This is a genomic window from Paenibacillus sp. 01T422 (genome assembly GCF_056398785.1).
Genome location: NZ_JBFTQB010000185.1, coordinates 1 through 8,491, shown reverse-complemented (window position 1 = coordinate 8,491; position 8,491 = coordinate 1). Strand labels below are relative to the sequence as shown.

The following is an 8,491-nucleotide window of genomic DNA, read 5'->3' as shown; positions in this document are numbered from 1 at the left end:
GCTATTTCGTAGAGCAGAGCTGAAAACCGTCCAACTCAGGCAGAATAGCACCCTGTAGTTCCACTTCAAATGTTAAATGCGAGTTTTGCCCATTAACGACAACACTACAACCCGGTACAACGCTTGCTCACTTATCGCTCGAGCAATGCGTTGTAAACATCCCGCTTGGATAGTCCGCGATCGCTCGCAACCTGCTTCATCGCTTCTTTCCGATCGCTGCCATGCCCCTCATAGTGCTCGACATGCTCGCCGAGCGACATCGCCTCCCACCAACTGTCGGCGGCTTCTTTCGCTGCCTCGGCCGACGCGCCTTCGGCGATTACGCAGTACTCCCCCTGCGGCGGGTACTGCGTGAGGTGCTCAAGGCACTCTGCAATCGTGCCTCGCAGAAACTCCTCGTACCGCTTCGTCAGCTCGCGGGCGAGACAAATCCGGCGCTCCGGCCCCCACACTTCCGCCATGCGGGTAAGTGTTTTCTCGACGCGGTGCGGCGATTCATAGAACAGCAGCGTGTCCTGCACGTGCTGCAGCCCTTCGAGCACCTTCGTCTGATCCTTTTTCTCCCGGGGGAGAAACCCGACGAAGGCAAACCGCTCTGTCGGCAGGCCTGATGCAATCAGCGCCGACAGGGCCGCATTCGCGCCGGGGACAGGCACCACCGGCACGCCCTGCTCTACGGCCATCCTCACCAGGTCATAACCTGGATCGGAGATGGCCGGCAGTCCTGCATCGCTGACAAGCGCGATGCTCTGCCCTTCAAGCAGCAAGCGGACGAGTTCGGGGCCGCTTGCCTGCTTATTGTGTTCGTGATAGCTGACGATTCGCGTAGCGATCTCGAAGTGCGTCAGCAGCTTGCGGGTTTGCCGCGTATCTTCAGCGGCAATTAAGTTCACTTCCTTTAGGATGCGAACCGCCCGAAAGGTCATGTCTTCGAGGTTGCCGATCGGTGTGGCAACCAGGTAGAGCGTACCCGAGGCGTTTCCGTCCTCGCGATAACTTTTTTGCACATTTAAGCCCACTGTTTGTCCCTCTTCACTTTAGTCATATGCTTCCATATACGCTAATATTTATTTTTACGAAAATTCCAAGGAGGCTCTGCCCCCGTAATAAATTTCCTTCAATTCTTTACAGTACTCCTGGTTTTCGTCATAAACGATAAGCGGAGGCAATGTGCGAATTTCTGGTTTGCCATCCTTCATTCCCTCAATCAGCACCATCATCGCTTCTTCCCCAGCGCGTGCGTGCACATAGCGAATTCTTTTGGGCTCCAAACGGTATTTCCTCATTAAACTGATGATATCAACCAAGCGCGTTGCCCGGTGCACCATCGCCACTTTACCGCCTGCTTTGACCAGCTTCGCACACGCAGCTATTACATCCTCCAAAATACAGTGGATTTCATGACGCGCTGCTGCAAAATGCTCATTCACATTCTGCTCGCCATTCGGAACAGGCAGATAGGGTGGATTCACCGTCACAGCATCGAATTGACCATGCCCTAAAGTTTGATGAATAGTCTTCAGATCGCCTTGTATCATATGTAGTCTTTCGCCCAAATCATTCAGTAAAGCGTTGCGAACCGCCATATCTGCAAGCCGCTCCTGAATTTCGACACCCCAGACATCTGCCTTGGTTCGAGTAGAAAGGAGCAGCGGCACGACACCGTTGCCTGTACATAAGTCGATAACTCGCCCCTTCGGCGGCAAACTGCAAAATCGTCCAAGCAAGACAGCGTCCATCGAAAAGCTGAACACTTCCTCGCTTTGAATTATTTTTAAATCATACGTTAATAAATCATCAATTCTTTCAGTCGGTCGTAAAGGCAACATATGCAGTTATTCATTTCCTTTCTAGTCCTCGCTCATCTATGGAAAAAAACCGTAAGGCATAAACCCCTACGGTCAAACACACTTATTTATTTAAAAAGGATAAGCAAAACAAACAATCTCCCTCGGTCCGAAGGTGTCCATAATACACATTGCATATGTGAAATCCTTCATTGTACAAGCGGGTCAAATTATCATATCCGGCTCCCGGTAACGAAACCGTTTCCTCCGCCTCTCCGACAGGCAGTTCAACCGTTGTTTCCTCTTGTCGAATCAGCTTGCGAAGCTGCTGATTTTCTATGCTTAGTCTCTTATTTTCTTCGATGAGTATAATGATTTGTTTCTTTAAGGCACCCAACTCGGCATAAGTGGCACCCATTCGTTCTTCGATCCCATCTATTTGTCCAAAAATATCCTGTTTATCCACGCTTTCACCTCTAGTGCCATGCATGCTTACTGGCCAGCGCCTCCTTGGATCCTTTGCCGCTACTCTTGTTCAACTACATCATCGAAAGGTAAATCAAGTGCTTTACCAAGGTCGAATAATTGAACCTTCGCGGTACRCTCACTGATATTTAACCCTAGTACCTTACCATTACCAAAAGAAGTGATCACATGCCTTCCAACGGTTGGCAGAGAGTCCTTCGCACTTTCATAATTATCATGTTCGTACTTCAGGCAGCACATTAACCGGCCGCATAAACCTGAAATCTTCGTCGGATTAAGCGATAAGTTCTGATCCTTGGCCATCTTGATGGATACCGGTTCAAAATCACCTAAAAACGATGAACAGCATAAAATCCGCCCACACGGACCAATACCGCCTAACATTTTGGCTTCGTCCCGCACACCAATTTGACGCAGTTCGATTCTTGTCCGGAAAATACTCGCCAAATCTTTCACGAGTTCCCGGAAATCAACGCGCCCCTCGGCTGTAAAATAAAAAATAATTTTATTGCGGTCAAAGGTATACTCTACGTCCACAAGCTTCATCTTAAGACTATGATCTCTAATTTTGTCGTGGCACGTTTGGAACGCATCCTTGGCTKCTTTTTTATTCTCTTCAACCAAATCAGCATCCGAATCATCCGCGATGCGAATGACCTTTTTAAGTGGAAGGACGACATCATTTTCTTTGACAATCTTCTTGCCCACTACTACTTTGCCGTATTCCACACCGCGAGCGGTTTCAACAATAACGGCACTTTCTTGCTCAATCGGCAAGTCGATTGGATCAAAATAATATATTTTACCCGCTTTTTTGAAGCGGACGCCTACAACAGAATACATCTTACACCCCCTGCATCTCCACGAGCATTTTCTCTATAACCAGCTGAGAGTTGGCGTTGAAGCGCAGTCGCTTTTGTAAATCTACGGCTTGCTCCATCATACGCACCCAGACTGAGACATCCCGACTGAACGCTAGGGAGCTCATCCAGTCTAGCTGGTCATTATATACAAGCCTGTCTTTGCGCTCAAGGCGCAGTTGCACCATATCTTTAAACCAGAGAATCAACAAGTCGAAAAGACTCGACATGTGTTCCGCAAGTTCTGTTTTCACAATTCGTTGCTGAACCGTAATCATAGAAGTAGGAAAACGTGTGAGCGTCTCCTTCGCTAATTGTAACATTACGGTTCTCATTTCTGCAAACCAATTCGCTCCGATTAGCTCCCTGGCTGCTTGTAATCCTGCCGTTAAATGTGCAGCAGGCTGCACAAGAGCAGCTGGAAGACCTTCTTCCAGTAGCGTCAGCACCATTTGCTCACGTGCCATCGGAGTGAATTGAATCCACTGCGCCCGCGATTGAATCGTCGGTAATAAGGCGTTTCCATTCTCCGTGATGAGAATAGCCACGACTCGAGAAGTTGGTTCTTCTAGGAATTTCAAAAGACTATTTGCTGCCTGTACGGTCATTTTCTCTGCATGATGCAGAATATATATTTTCGTGCCGGAAGCTGTAGCGCGATAAGCAAACTCCTTCTGAAGCTCCCGAATTTGCTCAATCTTGATCGAGGCCCCTTCAGGTGCAACAATATGCAGATCGGGATGATTGCTGTGCTCCACCTTGCGGCATTCCAAGCACTCACCACAGGCGTCATCCGTTCCGTGCTGACAATAAATCGCTTTCGCCAAGGCTATCGCCATTTCGGAACGCCCTGTCCCAACAGGCCCACTAAATATATAGGCGTGAGACAGCTTGTCTTGTCGCAGCCCGTTCTGCAGAAGTTGCTTTGCCGCTGCTTGCCCCGGTATGGTTTGGAAGGACATTCGTTATGGCACCATCCTAAAATAACAAGTTAATCAACATGCCTCGGATCTCTCCGATTTTTTGCAAAATCTCAATGCGACCCTGCTCGCTCTCCAGCAATTCATCTGCTAAAGAGAGGAGCTCCTGGTCGATTTCTTCCAAAAGCTTATATCGCTTCGAACGGCCGCGACGATCCCAGCCCTTCGTATCTCGTAAATTGACACCTCGGCGAGCCGTTTCCTCCAAGAATTGCCGAATCAGCAATTTATACTGGAGAAGCTCTCTCACAGTCATCGCCCGCGAGAGTCGGTCGCCTTGCAGCGTGATTTGCTGCACCATTTTGGACAATTGCTCCTGCGTAAATTTCTCATCCTGCTGCTGCATAATGTCAGAGAAATTCCGGGGGGCCATCTGTGGCGGCGGTACGTTCTCATTCACTTTGACGTTCTTACCAATGGGCTGCCACCCCGGATTAATTTTCAAGACGCATCCATCCTTATTTAGGTCATCTATAATTTAGTAATGCTCGAAGCGCTCAACCGGCAATACGAATACCGCGGCTCCACCCACTTGCACTTCCACAGGGAAAGGAATATAAGAATCTGTCGTTCCTCCCATTGGAGAAACCGGTGTAACAAGCTGTTCCCGAATTTTGCAATTGGCGCGAATGACCTGCATAACCTCTTGCACTCTCTCATCTTCCGTACCGATCATGAAAGTTGTATTTCCTGCGCGTAGAAAACCGCCTGTACTTGCCAGCTTCGTGGCGCGGAAACCTTCTTTAATTAATGCATTGGAGAGACGGTTACTATCCTTATCTTGTACAACAGCTACGACTAGTTTCATAGGGGTTGCCTCCTCTTATTATAAACTAAGAATGGGTTTTCTGCTTCTCACGGAAAAATGTTCCTAAGCAAAATGTTCCTCAAGCAAACGGTTACACTGACTCCAAATATCTTCGGCAATCTCCTCTACACTGCGGTTAGCGTTAATCACTCTTACACGCTCAGGATGATCGGATGCGATCTGGTGGAATCCTTCCCTTACCCGGCTGTGGTAATCCACATGCTTCTGTTCTATGCGATCCAACTGCTCCGCAKCGGTTGTGGCACCTGATGCTCTTTGGTGCAATCGAGTCATACTGACTTCTACAGGAACATCCAGAATGAATGTTCTAGTCGCTTGTAAACCTGAGCTTGCATAGCGTGAAATCGCTTTGACCTGCTCAACATCGAGACCTAGTCCGTATCCCTGATATGCAACGCTTGCATCAATGAAACGATCGCACAGGACAATGCGTCCAGCTTCCAGAGCCGGCAAAATCAATTGATGCACATGCTGCGCTCGGGATGCCGCATATAGCAGCACTTCCGCTTGATCGACCATCTCTTCATTCACAGGATCGAGAATAATACTGCGAATCTTATCACTAATTGCTGTTCCCCCTGGTTCCCTTGTCACCAGAACATCATGTCCTAATTTCTTAAGCTCTTCACCTAATTTCTTGAGCTGTGTCGTTTTTCCAGAACCATCCGGTCCTTCAAAAGTAATGAATATTCCGTTCACTCTTCCTCCTGCGTGCTGCTTTACCAGTCCATATAATAGTTTATGTGTATATCTTTAACTTGTGTGTCTGACCAAATTCCGTACCTTGAAACTTGATTCCGTTTGCTGCTAATTGTAGTAAAGCCTCAGCCACGGTATCCGTAATAACTTCACCCGGGTAAAGATAAGGAATTCCTGGTGGATACGGGATCACCATATCCGCAGAACGCTTGCCAACCGCATCCTCCACGCTTACCTGACGATAAGCTCCCACTTYCCGCCCTTCTCTTGAGATTTCTCTCAGATCAAAAACAATTGGTGAAGAGATTTGTGTGTAGTAGGGTAATTTAAGTATATTCGAGATAGGCGCATGAAGTTCCTTCTTTTGTGCAGGAACGTCCAAACAAATGTTGGCTAATACGCCTACAACCCTATCTAGATCCGCTCGACTGGAAGCTGGTGTGAAAACAAGCAGCACGTGACGACCATCGGTCATTTCTACGTAAATGCCCTGCTCCTCTAATCTCTCCTTGAGCTCCGCCCCACTTAAAGTTTGCGTCCCATCATAAATAGCTACTTTGAATGGGTCCGCCGTATCATATCCTTCATTTTGAGATACCGGAAACGCCCGAGGGAAGTAATGAAACCTGTTCATTTCGTCCAGAAGGGATCTGAATTCATTAACAAGCGCAATCCCTTCTGACAGCCAAGCTTCCCCTTCCGTATGCATTCTTTTTCTCGCCAAATCTATGGATGCCATGATCGGGTATGATGGGCTTGAGCTCTGCAGCATCCCCAAAAGTCGACGAATCGCCTCCCGGTTGATACGCGGCCCCTTCAAATGCAGCATGGCTCCCATCGTCATTGCGGTAAGCATTTTATGCGTAGATTGTACGACCGCATCCGCTCCCTGCGATAGCGCAGAAGCTGGTACTTCTGGATGAAAACCATAGTGAGCTCCATGCGCTTCATCTACCAAAAGCATCTTCCCCTGAGCATGCATCAACTCGACAAAAGGGGTCAAGTTAACACCCATGCCATAATAGTTCGGATTGGTCACAAATAAAGCTTTTGCCTCCGGATATTGTTGCAATGCTTGTTTCACAACTTCAATATGTACACTCGTTGCAACACCCGTTTGTGGATCAATGGAAGGTGCAAGAAACACAGCTCTCGCTCCAGCCAACATTAACCCGTGAATAACTGATTTATGTACATTTCTTTGAACAAGAATGACATCACCTCTTTCACAGACGGCCGAAATCATAGCGATATTGCCAACCGTGCTGCCACCAATGAGGAAGTGTGTTTCCTCTGCCCCAAAGCAGGCTGCGGCTAACTGTTCCGCCTCCATAATTGCTCCCTCTGCATGATGCAGATCATCCAGGCCTGTTATTTCCGTATAATCGATTGACATTATATGCTCAAAAAAGGGAACCCCTTCAACTAGTAACCCTTGACCAGATTTGTGGCCTGGTACATGTAGACTCACCGGAGTTTTAGCTCGATGAGCTACCATTGCCTCGTATAGCGGCGCTTTAAACTGTTTCTCTGAATTTTGATCGCTACTCATGCGTATGGACTCCTTGAACTTTCTACTTAATACCCTTATAGTAGTGGATTGAAGCAGAAAAAACAAAAAAGCTTCCAGACAGAAGCTTCTCCCATTTAGTTCATATATTGTTTTGAGTTCCCCATGTAAATAGCTTTTCTCATCTGACTTACGAAGAAAGGGTATTTCTGATCGCTCACATTCGTTTTGACGATTTCACCGCTGCATTCATCACAGATGAAAGCTGTAATTATATGAATGCCGCCATTTCGCTGCTGCTCACAGATCATACATATCCCAATTCGGTTCTCCTCCATATGATCACCCCATGTCCTTTTACTACTAGTATATCCGAATCTCGATTCTCCTAAACTAGCTAAACGCTCATATCTTGGAAGGAATATGCCGATATTACCTCTATATCAGGTAACCGGCTTACGGAGGTCATCATGTCAACAAAACAGGAACCAAATCTCTCCAAACAATCTACTATTTATAGTTATACTTTAGTAAAACGTATTTATCATTCTCTGTATAAAAGGATTCTCTACTTCCTCATTCTCGCCTTGGCTTTATTCTTCAAATTTGACCCCACAAACTGGCTCCCTCTATTAGTCAGCTATCCGATCTTGCTTGTTTTCCATACGCTGCTCGTTCGGGCTTATTTCCAATTCACCATTGGGATGGCCATGAGAGGCTGGTCTTATCGATGGGGAATATTCTGGTGCGGCTCACTGCCGGACGGGCATGCATCGATTCGACTAGTAGGTAAAGTACAACTCCACTTATTCTGGATTGGTCTCTCCTTACTTATGATTTTATATCCCTGGATCTCGACTCCTTGGCTAGTTTATTTCATGATCTTTCACATCTGGATGCTGATGCCGCGGTTATGGATGCTGTTCCGATTTCGGCCTTATCGCAAAACTGGTTTAATGAAGATTTCTGAGAAAGAGACTTCTTGCTACTTGCAATAATAATTTTTACTTGATCGGTCCACGTGTTAACTGTAAAAAGTGCAGGTAATTATGCTCAAATGCTCGGATTGACCAACATTGATGTAAAAAGTGCAGCTAATTTCAAGTGAATCAGACGATCCTGGCGTATTCGCTTGATTTAGCTGTAAGAAATGCAGGTAATCGATCAAAATGGGGAGAGTGCCGTAGTTTTACTGTACTTTTTACAGTTGGGCTACTCGGGTGCCTTTGGCAGAGGCAGCAGACAACAAAAAAACCTTACGAGGATTTCTCCTTGTAAGGTTCTTCATTGTGCTTGGCAACGTTCTACTCTCCCAGAACCCTGCGGTTCAAGTACCATCG

The 8,491-nt window shown here is 47.0% G+C and carries 11 protein-coding genes; 1 reads left to right on the top strand and 10 read right to left on the bottom strand.

What is annotated here, in order from left to right; genetic code table 11:
* Positions 1-131: 131 nt before the first annotated feature.
* The 10 genes from rsmI to AC1DUA_RS12770 all read right to left on the bottom strand — a co-directional run bounded on the left by rsmI (position 132) and on the right by AC1DUA_RS12770 (position 7,489).
* A complete protein-coding gene (gene rsmI / locus AC1DUA_RS12815) occupies positions 132-1,019 on the bottom strand; it encodes a 16S rRNA (cytidine(1402)-2'-O)-methyltransferase (RefSeq protein WP_477500123.1) in 888 nt (295 codons plus the stop codon).
* A 54-nt stretch (positions 1,020-1,073) separates the two neighbouring features.
* On the bottom strand, positions 1,074-1,829 hold the full coding sequence (locus AC1DUA_RS12810) for a tRNA1(Val) (adenine(37)-N6)-methyltransferase (RefSeq protein WP_477500122.1): 756 nt from the start codon (positions 1,827-1,829) through the stop codon (positions 1,074-1,076).
* Positions 1,830-1,911: 82 nt separating this feature from the next.
* The gene (yabA, locus tag AC1DUA_RS12805) at positions 1,912-2,253 is read right to left on the bottom strand and encodes a DNA replication initiation control protein YabA (RefSeq protein ID WP_477500121.1); all 342 of its coding nucleotides are present in this window, start codon (positions 2,251-2,253) and stop codon (positions 1,912-1,914) included.
* A gap of 59 nt (positions 2,254-2,312) precedes the next feature.
* Complete coding sequence (locus AC1DUA_RS12800) at positions 2,313-3,116, bottom strand: PSP1 domain-containing protein (RefSeq protein WP_477500120.1); 804 nt, start codon at positions 3,114-3,116, stop codon at positions 2,313-2,315.
* A 1-nt stretch (position 3,117) separates the two neighbouring features.
* Positions 3,118-4,095, bottom strand: a complete 978-nt coding sequence (holB, locus tag AC1DUA_RS12795) for a DNA polymerase III subunit delta' (protein WP_477500119.1) — start codon at positions 4,093-4,095, stop codon at positions 3,118-3,120.
* A 16-nt stretch (positions 4,096-4,111) separates the two neighbouring features.
* Positions 4,112-4,558 carry a YaaR family protein gene (locus tag AC1DUA_RS12790; RefSeq protein ID WP_145669407.1) on the bottom strand — a complete coding sequence of 149 codons (447 nt, stop codon included), beginning with the start codon at positions 4,556-4,558 and terminating at the stop codon, positions 4,112-4,114.
* A gap of 33 nt (positions 4,559-4,591) precedes the next feature.
* Positions 4,592-4,921, bottom strand: coding sequence for a cyclic-di-AMP receptor (locus tag AC1DUA_RS12785; RefSeq protein ID WP_079417169.1), 330 nt, complete (start codon positions 4,919-4,921; stop codon positions 4,592-4,594).
* 63 nt (positions 4,922-4,984) lie between these two features.
* Positions 4,985-5,641: a dTMP kinase gene (tmk, locus tag AC1DUA_RS12780; RefSeq protein WP_477500118.1), complete on the bottom strand. Its 657-nt coding sequence runs from the start codon at positions 5,639-5,641 to the stop codon at positions 4,985-4,987.
* A gap of 40 nt (positions 5,642-5,681) precedes the next feature.
* Positions 5,682-7,193 (bottom strand): aminotransferase class I/II-fold pyridoxal phosphate-dependent enzyme, encoded by a 1,512-nt coding sequence (locus AC1DUA_RS12775; RefSeq protein WP_477500117.1) that lies wholly within the window; start codon positions 7,191-7,193, stop codon positions 5,682-5,684.
* Between the two features lie 95 nt (positions 7,194-7,288).
* Positions 7,289-7,489 (bottom strand): sigma factor G inhibitor Gin, encoded by a 201-nt coding sequence (locus AC1DUA_RS12770; protein WP_477500116.1) that lies wholly within the window; start codon positions 7,487-7,489, stop codon positions 7,289-7,291.
* A 132-nt stretch (positions 7,490-7,621) separates the two neighbouring features.
* Here AC1DUA_RS12770 and AC1DUA_RS12765 point away from each other — a divergent pair, with 132 nt between their 5' ends.
* Positions 7,622-8,149 carry a hypothetical protein gene (locus tag AC1DUA_RS12765; protein WP_477500115.1) on the top strand — a complete coding sequence of 176 codons (528 nt, stop codon included), beginning with the start codon at positions 7,622-7,624 and terminating at the stop codon, positions 8,147-8,149.
* Positions 8,150-8,491 lie beyond the last annotated feature (342 nt).